The sequence below is a fragment of the Variovorax sp. F042 genome (assembly GCF_057814215.1).
Window position 1 is genome coordinate 422,295 of the sequence record NZ_JBVASX010000003.1, and the last position, 14,332, is coordinate 436,626.

14 protein-coding genes are annotated in these 14,332 nt (G+C 68.4%); 11 read left to right on the forward strand and 3 right to left on the reverse strand.

Annotated features, from left to right (window positions below; translation table 11 throughout):
• The first annotated feature begins 119 nt into the window (after positions 1 to 119).
• From ACZYSP_RS14740 to ACZYSP_RS14760, 5 genes are read left to right on the forward strand one after another with little or no spacing between them, the layout of a single operon-like run.
• Positions 120 to 1,286: an MlaE family ABC transporter permease gene (locus ACZYSP_RS14740; protein ID WP_489014876.1), complete on the forward strand. Its 1,167-nt coding sequence runs from the start codon at positions 120 to 122 to the stop codon at positions 1,284 to 1,286.
• Between the two features lie 4 nt (positions 1,287 to 1,290).
• The gene (locus tag ACZYSP_RS14745) at positions 1,291 to 2,133 is read left to right on the forward strand and encodes an ABC transporter ATP-binding protein (RefSeq protein WP_093053581.1); all 843 of its coding nucleotides are present in this window, start codon (positions 1,291 to 1,293) and stop codon (positions 2,131 to 2,133) included.
• A 16-nt stretch (positions 2,134 to 2,149) separates the two neighbouring features.
• Positions 2,150 to 3,109 carry an MlaD family protein gene (locus ACZYSP_RS14750; RefSeq protein WP_097200589.1) on the forward strand — a complete coding sequence of 320 codons (960 nt, stop codon included), beginning with the start codon at positions 2,150 to 2,152 and terminating at the stop codon, positions 3,107 to 3,109.
• 26 nt (positions 3,110 to 3,135) lie between these two features.
• Positions 3,136 to 3,822 (forward strand): ABC-type transport auxiliary lipoprotein family protein, encoded by a 687-nt coding sequence (locus ACZYSP_RS14755; RefSeq protein WP_093076770.1) that lies wholly within the window; start codon positions 3,136 to 3,138, stop codon positions 3,820 to 3,822.
• Positions 3,823 to 3,852: 30 nt separating this feature from the next.
• The gene (locus ACZYSP_RS14760; protein ID WP_093053572.1) at positions 3,853 to 4,074 is read left to right on the forward strand and encodes a hypothetical protein; all 222 of its coding nucleotides are present in this window, start codon (positions 3,853 to 3,855) and stop codon (positions 4,072 to 4,074) included.
• A gap of 6 nt (positions 4,075 to 4,080) precedes the next feature.
• Here the strand turns inward: ACZYSP_RS14760 and ACZYSP_RS14765 are convergent, their stop codons facing one another.
• A complete protein-coding gene (locus tag ACZYSP_RS14765) occupies positions 4,081 to 4,833 on the reverse strand; it encodes an SIR2 family NAD-dependent protein deacylase (protein WP_093053570.1) in 753 nt (250 codons plus the stop codon).
• Positions 4,830 to 5,693, reverse strand: a complete 864-nt coding sequence (locus tag ACZYSP_RS14770) for an IclR family transcriptional regulator (RefSeq protein ID WP_489014880.1) — start codon at positions 5,691 to 5,693, stop codon at positions 4,830 to 4,832. The genes ACZYSP_RS14765 and ACZYSP_RS14770 overlap by 4 nt, the downstream gene beginning before the upstream one ends.
• 163 nt (positions 5,694 to 5,856) lie before the next feature.
• Here ACZYSP_RS14770 and ACZYSP_RS14775 point away from each other — a divergent pair, with 163 nt between their 5' ends.
• Genes ACZYSP_RS14775 through fahA form a run of 6 tightly spaced genes read left to right on the forward strand, consistent with a single transcriptional unit; the run spans position 5,857 to position 12,324 of the window.
• Positions 5,857 to 6,816, forward strand: coding sequence for an MBL fold metallo-hydrolase (locus ACZYSP_RS14775; protein ID WP_093053563.1), 960 nt, complete (start codon positions 5,857 to 5,859; stop codon positions 6,814 to 6,816).
• Between the two features lie 37 nt (positions 6,817 to 6,853).
• Complete coding sequence (locus ACZYSP_RS14780) at positions 6,854 to 8,491, forward strand: FAD-dependent oxidoreductase (protein WP_489014882.1); 1,638 nt, start codon at positions 6,854 to 6,856, stop codon at positions 8,489 to 8,491.
• Between the two features lie 5 nt (positions 8,492 to 8,496).
• Positions 8,497 to 8,697, forward strand: a complete 201-nt coding sequence (locus tag ACZYSP_RS14785; RefSeq protein WP_489014884.1) for a DUF2783 domain-containing protein — start codon at positions 8,497 to 8,499, stop codon at positions 8,695 to 8,697.
• 48 nt (positions 8,698 to 8,745) lie between these two features.
• Complete coding sequence (hmgA, locus tag ACZYSP_RS14790; protein ID WP_489014886.1) at positions 8,746 to 10,056, forward strand: homogentisate 1,2-dioxygenase; 1,311 nt, start codon at positions 8,746 to 8,748, stop codon at positions 10,054 to 10,056.
• Positions 10,053 to 11,036 carry a Bug family tripartite tricarboxylate transporter substrate binding protein gene (locus ACZYSP_RS14795; RefSeq protein ID WP_489014888.1) on the forward strand — a complete coding sequence of 328 codons (984 nt, stop codon included), beginning with the start codon at positions 10,053 to 10,055 and terminating at the stop codon, positions 11,034 to 11,036. Before hmgA ends, ACZYSP_RS14795 begins: the two co-directional genes overlap by 4 nt.
• Positions 11,037 to 11,058: 22 nt before the next feature.
• The gene (gene fahA / locus ACZYSP_RS14800) at positions 11,059 to 12,324 is read left to right on the forward strand and encodes a fumarylacetoacetase (RefSeq protein WP_489014890.1); all 1,266 of its coding nucleotides are present in this window, start codon (positions 11,059 to 11,061) and stop codon (positions 12,322 to 12,324) included.
• A 7-nt stretch (positions 12,325 to 12,331) separates the two neighbouring features.
• Here fahA and mrdA read toward each other — a convergent pair whose 3' ends face one another.
• Positions 12,332 to 14,302, reverse strand: coding sequence for a penicillin-binding protein 2 (gene mrdA, locus ACZYSP_RS14805; RefSeq protein WP_093053547.1), 1,971 nt, complete (start codon positions 14,300 to 14,302; stop codon positions 12,332 to 12,334).
• Between the last annotated feature and the right edge of the window lie 30 nt (positions 14,303 to 14,332).

Here is a 14,332-nt window from a genome sequence, read left to right on the forward strand (position 1 = left end):
AAGAAACGGCGTTGTGCCCTACGCAAACGAGGGGTCTGGAGCACCTTCACACTGGATGCACCCGGTTACGATGCGCGCTTCCACCCCCGCCTTTGTTAACTTTCCCGCTCACCCGCCCTATGTCCCCTGCCACATCGACTGCCGACGCCTCCGCCGCCGACAGCGCGTGGCCTCGCGTCGAGCAGCGGGAGCAGGAGGGCCGCCAGTGGACGGTGGCCAGCGGCTGCTGGACCACGCTGGCTATGTCGTCCAAGCCGGCCTGGCAGGCGCTGGCCAAAAGCCTGGAAACCGCCCCGCCCGCCGACGACCGCGCGTGGGACCTGCGCCCCATCGGGCAGCTCGACCACATCGGCGCGCAGTTGCTGTGGGAGCACTGGCGCCACCAGTGGCCGGCCACGCTCGAAATGTTGCCGCAGCACAAGGCCGTGCTCGACCAGGTGGCGCAGTACACCGTCGCCACGCCGGACGAGCCCCCGCCCTCGCTGAGCGACCGCATCCGCACGTTCTCGCACAACGGGCCGCGCGCGATGTACGTGGTGCGCGACTTCACGAGCCTGATCGGCCAGCTGGCGCTCGACGTGGGCCGGTTGATCCGCGCGCCGCACCGCGGGCCGTGGCGCGATTTCTCGGGACACCTGTATCAGTTCGGCGCCACGGCGCTGCACATCACGGCGCTGGTCGGGCTGCTGATCGGCGTGGTGCTGGCCTACCTGATCTCGCAGCAATTGCGGCAGTACGGCGCCGAGACTTTCGTGGTGAACATCCTCGGGCTCTCGCTGATCCGCGAACTGGGGCCGGTGCTGGCAGCCGTGCTGATCGCCGGGCGATCGGGCTCGGCCATCACGGCGCAGATCGGCGTGATGCGGGTAACGGAAGAACTCGACGCAATGCGCGTGATGGGCATCCCGCACGGCTTTCGCCTCGTGATGCCGCGCGTGCTGGCGCTGGCCATTGCAATGCCGCTGATCAGCCTCTGGACTTCGATGGCGGCGCTCGCGGGCGGCATGCTGGCGGCCGATGCGGCGCTCAATATTTCGCCCGCCTACTTTCTTTCGGCGCTGCCGCGCGCGGTGCCGATTTCAAACCTCTGGCTGGCGCTGGCCAAGTCGGCGGTGTTCGGCATCCTGATTGCGCTGATCGGCTGCTACTTCGGCATGAAGGTCAAGCCCAACACCGAGAGCCTCGGGCGCGGCACCACGCAGTCGGTCGTCACGTCGATCACCGCGGTGATCCTTGTAGACGCGCTCTTCGCAGTGCTCTTCAAGGGCATCGGATTCAGGGCCTGACACCATGAGCATGCCCGTACGCTCCGACACCTACACCACCGTGGTGGACATCCGCGGCCTGTGGACGGTGTTCCAGAGTCCCGACGGCGAACAGGTGGTGCACCGCGACCTGCAGCTGCACATCGACCGTGGCGAGGTGCTGTCGCTGGTCGGCGGCTCGGGCACCGGCAAGACGGTGCTGTTGCGCCAGATCCTCGGGCTCGAGAAACCCACGCGCGGCCACGTCGAGGTGCTGGGCCAGGAGCCTGGCGAGCTCAGCGCATCGGGCGCGGCCAACGTGGGCATGCTGTTCCAGCACGGCGCGCTGTTCTCGGCCTTCAGCGTGCTGGAGAACATCGCCTTTCCGCTGCGCGAGCTGAAGCTGCTGCCCGACGAGCTGATCCGCCACGCGGCGCTGGTGAAGCTGCAGATGGTGGGCCTGGGCCCGCAGCATGCGAACAAGAGTCCATCAGACCTCTCGGGCGGCATGATCAAGCGCGTGGCGCTGGCGCGCGCGCTCATCATGGACCCGCCGCTGCTGCTGCTCGACGAGCCCACGGCCGGCCTCGACCCCGAGGCATCCGACAGTTTCTGCGACCTGCTGCGCGGCCTGCACCGCGAGCTGGGCCTCACGGTGGTGATGGTCACGCACGACCTGGACACACTGTTCGACCTGAGCACCCGCATCGCGGTGCTGGCCGACCAGAAGGTGATCGTCACCGGCGCGGCGCGCGAAGTCATCGCGTACCCGCATCCCTTCATCCACGAATACTTTCTCGGCGGGCGCGGCCAGCGCGCCCTGGAGGCTCTGCACGACAAGCCCGCCGAACAATCTCCGTCGCAGCCCGCCGCCGAGGCGGGTCGCTGAAAGGTAGGTAGCCACCATGGAAAACAAGGCCCACGCCCTCGCCGCCGGCGCCTTCGTGCTCGGCCTGATCGCCGCGCTCGTCGGGCTGGTGATCTGGTTCACGCGCGACAACACCGTGCGCAACATCTACGAGCTGTCCACGCGCGACGCCGTCAGCGGCCTGCAGCCGCAGGCCATGGTGCGCTACCGCGGCATCGCGGTGGGCAAGGTGGCGTCGATCGACTTCGACCCCAAGGTGAAAGGCAATGTGCGCGTGCGCATCACGGTCGACGAGCGCGTACCGCTCACCACCTCCAGCTTTGCCACGCTGAGCTACCAGGGCGTGACCGGCCTGGCCTTCATCGCGCTGGACGACAAGGGCGAGTCGACGGTGTCGCTGAAGCCGGACGACGACAACCCGCCGCGCATTCCGCTCAAGCCCTCGATGCTGGCGCAGCTGCAGGACCGCGGCGAGGCCATCATCAACCAGGTCGAGGAAGTGACGAAGCGCGCCAACCAGCTGCTGAGCGACCCCAACCAGAAGCGCGCGGCCGAAGCGCTGGAGAACATCGCGGCCGCATCGGCCAGCGCCAACACGCTGCTCAAGACGCTCGACAACACGGTGAAGACCGGACTGAACCCCGCACTGACGAAGCTGCCCGACACGCTGGCCTCGGTGAAGAAGGCGGCCGGCGACGTCTCGCGCGTAGCCACCAACTTCAACACCACCGTGGGCCGGCTGAACGCGCCCGACGGCCCGGTCGAGCGGCTGAGCGACGGCACCAAGGCGCTGGCGCAGGCGGTCGATTCGTTCAACGCGGCGACGCTGCCGCGTGTGAACCGCGTGGCCGACGACACTTCGCACGCCGTGCGCCGGCTGGGCCGCGCGGCGGACAACATCAACGACAACCCGCAATCGCTGCTGTTCGGCAACGGCGGCGCAGTCGCGGGCCCGGGCGAGCCGGGGTTCAGCGCGCCCGCTGCGACGCGGCCCTGAGCAGCATCCAGGGAGGACCACCCACCATGAAGAACGCCATTCGCTCCTTGATGAACCCGGCCGGCATCGCGCTCGGCGCCGCGCTGCTGGTCGCAGGCTGCGGTGCGCTGCCGGACAAGCCCGCACGCACCACGCTGTACGACTTCGGCCCCGGCCTGACGGCGCCTGCTGCTGCCGCTGCGCCTGCCGCGGCCACCCTTCCCACGCTGGCGCTCGCCGAGTTCGACAGCAACTCCCGCCTGGACGGCACGCAGATCCTCTACCGGCTGGGGTACGCCGACGCCAACGAGCTGCGCCCCTACGGCCAGTCGCGCTGGAGCCTGCCGCCCGCGCAGCTGCTGCGCCAACGGCTGCGCGACACGCTGTCGGAGCGCCGCACCGTGCTCGGCCCCGAAGAAAGCGCCACCATCTCGCGCAGCCGAGGCGAGACGCCCGACACGCTGCGCATCTCGCTCGACGAGTTCAGCCACTACTTCGATTCGGCCAGCGCCAGCGTGGGGCTGGTGCGCCTGCGCGCCACGCTGGTCCGCAGCGCGCCCGCCGGCGACCGCGTGCTCGGCCAGCGCACTTTCACCGTGCGCCGCCCTGCTTCCAGCGCCGACGCACCCGGCGGCGTGAAGGCGCTGATCTCGGCCAGCGATGCCGCGATGGCCGAGGTGGTGCAATGGGTGGACCAGTTGCAGCAGCAAACGCCGCAGCAACCCCGGCAATAGCAGCCATTCAACGGACGGAGGATCGACCCCATGAACGCAACACGCATCGTCGGCATCCTGCTGATCGTGGCCGGCATCGCCGCCCTGGGCCTCGGCAGCTTCAGCTTCACCAAGGAAACCCACGAGGCCAAGCTCGGCCCGCTGGAGTTCTCGATGAAGGAGAAGCAGACTGTCAACTTCCCCACCTGGGCCAGCGTGGCCGTGATCGTGGTGGGCGGAGCGCTGGTGCTGCTGGGCGGCAAGAAGGGCTGATCGCCCTCAGCCCCTGAGGCCTGGCAAGGCTGCCAGCAGCTGTGGCAGCAGGTCTTCCGAGGCGCCGCGCAGCACCACGGTCGCCGCCTCGTCCAGGTGCGGCAGCGGCTCCAGGTTGAGCGCGATGAGCCGCGCGCCATGCGCCAGCGCCGTCTGCGGCAGCTCGGCCGCCGGGTAGACGATGGTCGTGCTGCCGACCACCATGAACAGATCGCACTCCTGAGCGGCAACCTGCGCGTCGAGCAGCACGCCTTCGTTCAGCATCTCGCCGAACATCACCACGTCGGGCCGCGCGTGCGAGCCGCAGCGCAGGCAGCGGTGAAAGGGCCATGGGCCGCTGCGGTTGCCACAGCGGTCGCAGCGCCAGCGGCGCAATGAGCCGTGGAGTTCGAGCACGTCTAGCCCGCCTGCCTGGGTCAGCAAGCCGTCGACGTTCTGCGTGACCAGCCGGGTGGCAGGACGCAGCCTTTGCAGCAGCGCCAGCGCGGTGTGGCCCGGGTTGGGCTGCGCAGACTCGATCAGCGACAGGCGCTGCGCCCAGAATTTCGTGAAGCCCGAAGGGTCGCGCTGAAGGTCTTCGGCATGCGAGAACTGCAGTGCGTTCTGGTTCTTCCACAGGCCGTCGGCGTCGCGGTAGGTCGGGATGCCCGAGGCGCGCGACAGGCCGGCGCCGGAGAAGACGACGATGCGCCGGGCATTGTTCAGCAGCTCAATGGCTGCGCGAAGAGAAGAAGAGATGTCTGGTGTGACTGGCGTCATCGCTCTGGTCTGGGGAGATTCGCGGCAGGCGGGTTGGCGGTAGCGCCCAGGCGTTGCGACACGGTGTCCGCGCAGGCCTTGAGCGCGCGGGAAATCTCGCCGTCCCACGCGGTATTGAAGATGCCGGCCGGGCCGATGGCGGTCACGGCCAACACGATGGCGCCAGTGTGGTCGAAGACGGGCGCCGCCATGGCGCTCACGCCTTCGATGACCTCGCCGTCGGAGCGGCTGATGCCGTGCGTGCGCACTTCCTGCAGTTGGCGCTCGAAGTCGCTCCACGAGGGCAGCGGCTGCACCGGCGGCATGCCGGCGGCCGGAGCGGGCTCGGTGCCCTTGCGCTGCTTCTGGCGCTGGCGCTCGTCCTCGAGCAGCTGGCGCACCGCGTCGGCATCGAGGAAGGCTGCGAACACGCGGCCCGAGGCCGTGTTGGTCAGCGAGAACACCGTGCCGTGCCGCATGTTCACGTGCACCGGCGAGGGCGATTCGGCCGTGCGCACGATGGTCGCGCCGCGCGCCCCCCACACGGCCAGCGCCACGGTGTGGCCGGTCTGCTGGGCCAGCTGGGCGATCAGCGGGGTGGCAATGTGCACCGGGTCGGCCTGCTGCAGGCTGATGAGCCCCAGTTGCAAGGCAAGCGGGCCGAGCAGATAGTGGCCGCTGGCACGGTCCTGCTCGATCAGGCCCAGGCGCCCGAAGCTGACCATGTACGGGTGCGCCTTGGCGGCCGTCATATCGGCTTCCCGCGCCAGGTCTTTCAGCGCCATGGGCCGGCCGTGGTGCACCAGCGCGCGCAGCAGCTGGCCGCCGACTTCGATGCTCTGGATGCCGCGCTGGGCGCGGTCGGTGTCACTGGCTGCCATGGCCGGCCTCGCCTTCTGGTCGTTCGTTCATGAAGAAGGGATTAGACATTAACTGATCAGCGGCTTACACTGCGGAAAATTCGTTCACTGTGAATTCGTTCAGATTAGACGAATTCCAAATCCCGAAACTCACCCACCCCCACCCCACAGACGGAGACAACCGATGAGCCAAGCCAAGAAATTCGCCAGCCAGGCCGACATGGAAGAAAAGAAGATCACCTTCAGCCAGATCTCCGAACATGCCTGGGCCTACACCGCCGAGGGCGACCCCAACACCGGCATCGTCATCGGCGACGACTGCGTGCTGGTGGCCGACACCCAGGCCACCCCCGCCATGGCGGCCGACGTGGTGCGCCGCATCCGCGAAGTGACCGACAAGCCCATCAAGTACGTGGTGCTCACGCACTACCACGCGGTGCGCGTGCTGGGCGCGGCGGGCTACGGTGCCGAACACATCCTGGCCAGCCAGGACACGCGCGACCTGATCGTCGAGCGCGGCGAACAAGACAAGGCCAGCGAAATCGGCCGCTTCCCGCGCCTGTTCCAGAACGTCGAGACGGTGCCGCCCGGCCTGACCTGGCCCACCATGACCTTCACCGGCAAGATGACGCTGTGGCTCGGCAAGCTGGAAGTGCAGCTGATCCAGCTCGGCCGCGGCCACACCAAGGGCGACACCGTCGTCTGGCTGCCGGGCGAGAAGACGCTGCTGTCGGGCGACCTGGTCGAGTTCGGCGCCACGCCGTATGCCGGCGACGCCTACTTCAAGGACTGGCCGCAGACGCTGGACAACATCGCCGCCCTGAAGCCCGCCGCGCTGGTACCGGGCCGCGGCGCCGCGCTGACCACGCCGGCCGAAGTGGCCGAGGGCCTGACCGGCACGCGCAACTTCATCTCCGACGTGTACGCCAGCGTGCAAGAGGGCGTGAAGGCCGGGCGCGACCTGAACGCGGTCTACAAGGACACCTACGAGAAGCTCAAGCCCAAGTACAGCCAGTGGGTGATCTTCGACCACTGCATGCCCTTCGACGTGAGCCGCGCCTACGACGAGGCCTCGGGCCATGCCGACCCGCGCGTGTGGACGGCCGAGCGCGACATCGAGATGTGGAAGGCACTGGAAGGCTGATTGCGCGAGACGACAGAAGAAGACACGGAGACAACACGTGATCGACTATCAGAGCCTGCGCTTCGACTATCGCCGCCACGCTGACCAGGACTCGGCCACGCCCGCCCGCCACCCGGTGGTGATCGTCGGCGCCGGCCCGGTCGGCCTCGCGCTGGCCATCGACCTTGCGCTGCGGCAGGTGCCCGTGGTGCTGCTCGACAACGACAACACCCTCTCAAGCGGCTCGCGCGCGATCTGCTTCGCCAAGCGCACGCTGGAGATCTTCGACCGCCTCGGCTGCGGCGACCGCATGGTCGACAAGGGCGTGTCGTGGAACGTCGGCAAGGTGTTCTTCCACGACGAGCAGGTCTACCGCTTCGACCTGCTGCCCGAGCCCGGCCACGAGCGCCCGGCCTTCATCAACCTGCAGCAGTACTACGTCGAGGGCTACCTCGTCGAGCGCGCGGCCACGCTGCCGCTGATCGACCTGCGCTGGAACAACAAGGTCACGGGCATCGAGCAGCGCGACGACGGCGCGGTGCTGACCGTGGAGACGCCCGAGGGCGACTACCGGCTGCACGCGGACTACGTTGCCGCCTGCGACGGCTCGCGCTCCAACCTGCGCCAGCTGCTGGGCCAGGAAGCAAAAGGCCGCGTGTTCCGCGACCGCTTCCTGATCGCCGACATCACGATGGACGCGCACCTGCCCACCGAGCGGCGCTTCTGGTTCGACCCTTCGTTCCACCCCGGCCAGAGCGTGCTGCTGCACAAGCAGGCCGACGGCATGTGGCGCGTGGACTTCCAACTCGGCTGGGACGCCGACCCGGTGGAAGAACGCAAGCCCGAGAACATCACGCCGCGCGTGCGTGCGCTGCTCGACAGCATCGGCTTCGAAGGCGTGCAGTTCCGGATCGGCTGGGCCAGCGTCTACACCTTCGCCTGCCAGCGCATGGAGCACTTCCGCCACGGCCGCGTGCTGTTCGCGGGCGACTCGGCGCACGGCGTGTCGCCCTTCGGCGCACGCGGCGCCAACTCGGGCGTGCAGGACGCGGACAACCTCGCGTGGAAGCTCGCGGCGGTGGTGCGGGGCGACGCGCCCGATGCGCTGCTCGACAGCTACGCCAGCGAGCGCGAGTTCGCGGCCGACGAGAACATCCGCAATTCCACACGCGCCACCGACTTCATCACGCCCAAGAGCGAGGTGAGCCGCCTCTTCCGCGACGCGGTGCTGGAGCTGACCAAGCGCCACGCCTTTGCGCGCACGCTGGTCAACAGCGGGCGGCTTTCGGTGGCCACGGTGCTGCGCGATTCGCCGCTCAACACGGCCGATGCCGAAGCCTTCGCCGGTGTGATGGTGCCGGGCGCCGCGGCGGCCGATGCGCCTGTCGTGCACGCCGATGGCAGCACCGGCTGGCTGCTGCGCGAGTGCCATGTCTCGCAGTTCACCGCACTCGTGTTCGGCCAGGGTGAGACGGCCGAGCGGAGCCTGCAGGCGCTGAAGGCGAGCGACTTTCCGCTGCACGTGGTGCACGTGGAAGGCGGCGGCGCCGACGTCGCACTCGCTACCCAGCGCTACGACGCGCAGCCCGGCACCGTCTACCTGCTGCGGCCCGACCAGCACGTTTGCGCGCGCTGGAGACGACCCACGGCGGCAAACATCCGCGCAGCCATCAGCCGCGCACTGGCAAAGGCGTGAACACCATGCAGCAGCAACAGCACCTGACCACCGCACCGAACCTCGAAGCGCCCGACGACTTCTACGAAGCGCTCATCGAGGCGCATCAAGGGCTTTCCACCGAAGAAAGCCATGCCTTCAATGCGCGCCTCGTGCTCGTGCTGGCCAACCACGTAGGCTCGCTCGCCGTGGTGCGCGAAGCCTTCGAAGCGGCGCGTGCCGGCTAGGCTGCACGCATTCCGATCTCCTCATTGCGACTTTCGAAAGAGAAGCCCATGACCCCAGCAACCCCAGCCTCCGAACGGCGCTACCAGAGCGGCTTCGGCAACGAATACGCCTCCGAGGCGGTGCCCGGCGCCCTGCCCCAGGGCCGCAACAACCCGCAGCGCGGGCCCTTCGACCTGTACACCGAGCTGATCTCCGGCACCGCCTTCACCGCGCCGCGCCACGAGAACCGCCGCACCTGGCTGTACCGTCGCCAGCCCTCGGTGGTCTCGGGCCGCTACCAGCCCTACGCGCAGGCGCACTGGACGACCGGCGCCGACCGCGAGATCCCCCTGCCGCCCGAGCCCCTGCGCTGGCATCCGCAGCCGCTGGACGGCGCGGCCGACATCGACTTCGTCGACGGCATGCGCACCATCGCGGCCAACGGCGATGCCGAGTCGCAGGTCGGCATCGGCTCGCTGATGTATCTCGCGGGCCGCTCGATGGAGCGCCGCGCCTTCGTCAACGCCGACGGCGAGATGTTGCTGGTGCCGCAGCAGGGCCGCCTCGTCATCACGACTGAACTGGGCGTGCTCGACGTGAAGCCCGGCGAAATCGCGGTGCTGCCGCGCGGCATGGCCTTCAAGGTGGCGTTGCCCGACGGGCTCTCGCGCGGCTACGTGTGCGAGAACTACGGCGCGCACTTCCGCCTGCCCGAGCTCGGCCCCATCGGCTCGAACGGCCTGGCCAACGCGCGTGACTTCCAGGCGCCCGTGGCGGCTTTCGAATCGGAAGAAGGCGCCTACGAAATCGTCAAGAAGTTCGGCGGCCGCTTCTGGCAGGCGCCGATGAAGCAGTCGCCCTTCAACGTGGTCGCCTGGCACGGCAACCTGTCGCCGGTGAAGTACGACACGGCGCATTTCATGGTGATCGGCTCGATCAGCTTCGACCATCCCGATCCGTCGATCTTCACCGTGCTGACTTCGCCCAGCGACACGCCCGGCACGGCCAACTGCGACTTCGTGATCTTCCCGCCGCGCTGGATGGTGATGGAGAACACATTCCGCCCGCCATGGTTCCACCGCAACCTCATGAGCGAGTTCATGGGCCTGGTGCTGGGCGAATACGACGCCAAGCCGGGCGGCTTCAAGCCCGGCGGCGCGAGCCTGCACAACTGCATGGTGCCGCACGGCCCCGACGAGGAAGCCTTCGACAAGGCCACGCATGCCGACCTGAAACCGCACAAGCTGGACAACACGCTGGCCTTCATGTTCGAGAGCCGCTACCGCTTCATTCCGACGAACTTCGCGCTGAAGAGCCCTGCGCTGGACACCGACTACGCGGACTGCTGGGCGGGACTGAAGGACCAGTTCAAGGCATGAAGAACTCATTCACCCTCACCCGCCGGGCGGCGGCCGTGGCGCTGCTGGCGGCGCCCTTCCTCGTGCACATCGCACAGGCCGCCGACTTTCCGACGAAGCCCATCCGCTTCATCGTGCCCTACACGCCGGGCGGCACCACCGACCTGGTGGCGCGCACCGTGGGCCAGAAGGTCTCGGAGAAGCTGGGCCAGCCGGTGCTGATCGACAACCGCGGCGGCGCGGGCGGCAACATCGGCATGGACGCCGTGGCCAAGGCCGCGCCCGACGGCTACACCATCGGCTTCGGCGCCATCTCGACGAACGCGCTGAACCCGCACATCTACAAGTCGATGGCCTTCGACCCACGCAAGGATTTCACGGCCATCAGCCTGCTGGGCACCTCGACCATCGTGCTCGAAGTGCCGACCGCCTCGGCCATCAGGACCGTGCCCGACCTCGTTGCCGCCGCGAAGAAGAACCCCGGCCTGCCCTACGCCACCGCGGGCGCCGGCACCTCGATGAACCTGGCCGGCGTGATGTTCGCGCAGATGACCGGCACCGAGCTCGTGCACGTCGCCTACAAGGGCAGCGGCCCGGCCATCACCGACATGCTGGGCAACAACATCGGCGTGATGTTCGACAACCTGCCGGCCTCGCTGCCGCACATACAGGCGGGCAAGCTGCGCGCGCTGGCAGTGGCGGGCCCCACGCGCTCGCCTTCGCTGCCCGACGTGCCGACGATGGCCGAAGCCGGGCTCAAGGGCTACGCGCTGGAGCCGTGGTTCGGCGTGTACGGCCCGGCAAAGCTGCCGGCGCCGATCGTCAAGGCGCTGAACGAGGCCTTCGTCGAAGCGCTTGCCATGCCTGACGTGAAGGCCAAGCTGGCGCAGGCCGGCTTCTCGCCGCGCGGCTCGACCCCGCAGGAGCTGACCACGCTGACCGAGACCGAATACAAGCGCCTGGGCGATGTGGCCAAGAAGGCCGGCATGACCGCAGACTGAACCGATTCACAGAAAGACATCCATGACCGCACTGAACGCCACCCATGACCCGAAGCTGCGCAGCTGGGTCGCCTCGGCCAATGAAGCCGGCACCGACTTCCCGATCCAGAACCTGCCCCTCGGCCGCTTCCGCACGGCCGGCAGCAGCGAGGCTTTCCGCATCGGCGTCGCCATCGGCGACCAGGTACTCGACCTGCGCGCAGCGGGCCTCGTCGACACCGACGACATGAACGTGCTGATGAACGCCGGCATCAAGGACCGCCAGGCCCTGCGCGCCGCAATCTCCGCTGGCCTCGCCGAAGGCAGCGACAAGCAGGCCGCGTGGTCGAAGGCGCTGCTGGCGCAGGCCAAGGCCGAGATGACGGTGCCCTGCCGCATCGGCGACTACACCGACTTCTACACGGGCATCCATCACGCGACCACCGTCGGCAAGCTGTTCCGCCCCGACCAGCCGCTGCTGCCCAACTACAAGTGGGTGCCCATCGGGTATCACGGCCGCGCCTCGTCCATCGTCGTGAGCGGCCAGAGCTTCAAGCGCCCGCAGGGCCAGACCAAGGCGCCCGACGCCGCATCGCCGAGCTTCGGCCCCTCGAAGCGGCTCGATTACGAGCTGGAGCTGGGCTTCCTGGTAGGCCGCGGCAACGCGCAGGGCGAACCCATTGCCATCGGCGAGGCCGAAGACCACCTGTTCGGCGTGACGCTGCTCAACGACTGGTCGGCGCGCGACGTGCAAGCCTGGGAGTACCAGCCGCTCGGCCCCTTCCTCTCGAAGAATTTCGCGAGCTCGCTGTCGCCGTGGATCGTGACGATGGAGGCGCTGGCGCCGTTCCGTGCGAAGTTCGAGCGGCCCGCGGAAGACCCGCAGCCGCTGCCGTATCTCGACTCGGCATCGAACCGCGAGAGCGGCGCGCTCGACATCACGCTTGAAGTGCTGCTGCAGACCGCGAAGATGCGCGCCGAGGGCGTTGCACCAGCGCTGCTCACGCGCGGCAACACCACCGAGGCCGCCTACTGGACGGCCGCGCAGCTCATCGCTCATCACACGGTGAACGGCTGCAACCTGCAGCCGGGCGACCTGCTGGGCTCGGGCACGCTGTCGGGCCCGAAGCCCGACGAGGCCGGCTCGATGATGGAACTGACGCTGGGCGGCAAGCAGCCGATCACGCTGCCGAATGGCGAGAAGCGCACGTTCCTGGAAGACGGGGACACGCTGATCATTCGCGGTTACTGCGAGCGCGCGGGCGCCGTGCGCATCGGCCTCGGCGAAGTCAGCGGAACGGTGGTCTGAAGGGGTATCAGGGCGCGGTGGCGGGCGTCGCCACGGGCGCCGGCCACGCCACTTCACTTGCCACGCGCGGCTTGCCGATCGGCGCGGTCGCCTTGCCGGTCTTGATGGCCGCCAGGTCGGCCTCGCTCGGGTACTGGTTCGCAAGCCAGTAGTCGAACACCCGGCGCGCGATGGGGGCCGCGGCGCCTGCGCCCCAGCCGGCGTTTTCCACGATCACGGCCACGGCGATCTTCGGGTCGTTCACGGGCGCGAAGGCCATGAAGAGGGCGTGGTCGCGCTGGTGTTCTTCGAGGGCGCGCGCGTTGTACTTGGTGTTCTGCGCCTGCGTTACCGCCTGCGCCGTGCCCGTCTTGCCGGCTGCCTGGTAGGCTGCGCCCGCAAACACGCCGCGCGCCGTGCCGGCAGTGACCACGCTGGTCAGGCCGTCGCGGACCACCGCGACGTTGGCCGCCGAGAAGCCGAGGTTTTCCGCCGGCGGCTGTGGCAGCGGCACCACCTGCCCGCTGACGGTATTGCGCGTGGCCAGCACGAGGTGCGGCTTGTGCTTCAAGCCACCGTCGGCCACGATGGCCGTGGCCTGCGCCAGCTGCAGCATCGTGAAGGCGTTGTAGCCCTGTCCGATGCCCAGCGAGATGGTCTCGCCCGCGTACCACTTCTTTTGCTCGGGACGCTTGTAGGTGTTGCGCTTCCACTCGGTGCTGGGCAGCACGCCGCGCACCTCGCCACCCAGGTCGATGCCGGTGATCTGGCCGAAGCCCAATGGCTTCATGAAGTCGTGGATCAGGTCCACGCCCATCTCGTTGGCCAGCGAGTAGTAGTAGATGTTGCTCGACAGCTGGATCGAGCGGCGCATGTCGACGCCGCCCAGGTTGCCTTCGGGGCTGCCGAAGCGGTGGCCGCCGAAGTTGAAGTAGCCGGGGTCGTTCACCACCACGTTGGGTCCGCGCTTGCCGGTTTGCAAGGCCGCCATTGCCATGAAGGGCTTGTAGGTGGAGCCGGGCGGGTAGGTGCCGCGCAGGGCGCGGTTCAGGAGCGGCTTGTCGAGGGACTCGGTCAGCGCCGCCCAGCTCTCGTTGTCGATGCCTTCGACGAACAGGTTGGGGTCGAAGGTGGGCTTGCTCACGAAGGCCAGCACCTCGCCGGTCTTCGGGTCGATGGCCACCAGCGCGCCGCGCCGGTCGCCGTACATGTCTTCCACCAGCTTCTGCAGCTTGATGTCGAGCGACAGCATCACGGTGTTGCCGGGCGTGGCCGGGTGGCTGGCCAGGCGACGCACGGCGCGGCCGCCCGCGGAGGTTTCCATCTGCTCGACGCCGGTCTGGCCGTGCAGCGTCTTCTCGTAGCTCTGCTCGATGCCGAGCTTGCCGATATAGTCGGTGCCCTTGTAGTTGGCCTGGTCTTCTTCGTCCCAGTCTTCCATCGCGGTCTTCTCACGCTGGTTGATGCGGCCGATGTAGCCGAGCACGTGCGAGGCCAGCTCGCCCTGCGGGTAGTTGCGGAACAGGCGCGCCTTGATTTCCACGCCCGGGAAGCGGTAGCGCTGGGCCGCGAAGCGCGCCACCTCTTCGTCGCTCAGGCGGGTGCGGATCGGAATGGAGTCGAAGCTGCGCGAGTCTTCGCGCAGGCGCTTGAAGCGGCGGCGGTCGCGCGGCGAGACTTCGAGCACCTGGGTCAGGCTGTCGATGGTTTCCTCGACGTCGTTCACCTTCGAGGGCGTGATCTCCAGCGTGTAGGCCGAATAGTTCGAGGCCAGCACGATGCCGTTGCGGTCGAGGATCAGGCCCCGGTTGGGCACCACCGGCACCACGGCCGTGCGATTGCTCTCGGCCTGCTCGGCCAGGTCTTCGTGGCGCGTGACCTGCAGGTACACCAGCCGCGCGCACAGCAGGCTGAACGCGAAGAGCACCGCCAGGCCAATGACGATCACGCGGCGCTTGAAGCGCGCGAGGTCGGCGGCGACGTTGCGGATTTCGGTCATGGCGGTGGGAGCTTAGGCGCGTGCAGTCGC